This is a genomic window from Algoriphagus lutimaris (genome assembly GCF_017051705.1).
GTDB classification, from domain to species: domain Bacteria; phylum Bacteroidota; class Bacteroidia; order Cytophagales; family Cyclobacteriaceae; genus Algoriphagus; species Algoriphagus lutimaris.
Map to the genome: position 1 here is coordinate 1 of NZ_JAFIDJ010000055.1, position 255 is coordinate 255.

At 48.2% G+C, this 255-nt stretch carries 1 protein-coding gene; it reads right to left on the reverse strand.

Features of this window, described 5'->3' with window-relative positions:
• Positions 1-212 (reverse strand): SDR family NAD(P)-dependent oxidoreductase (locus tag JYB62_RS19765; RefSeq protein WP_243431658.1); only part of this gene is annotated, 212 nt, incomplete at its 3' end.
• Positions 213-255 lie beyond the last annotated feature (43 nt).

Here is a 255-nt window from a genome sequence, read left to right on the forward strand (position 1 = left end):
TGTCCTTTGACCAGGATGTCCAGCAGTTTGTTCCAGTCCTCTTCGGTATGCTCCTCCAAAGGTTTGGAGATGGAGATTCCAGCATTGTTGACGATGATGTCCAGTCCGCCGAATTTCAGGCAGATTTCCTGTATGGCTTTTTTGAGGCTTTCGGTATCGGTGACATCCAGGGTTACTCCCAGGAATACATCCTTTCCGTATTTTTTCTGCATTTCCGCTTCTGTCTGCGCAAGTCTTTCCGCATTGATGTCGGTG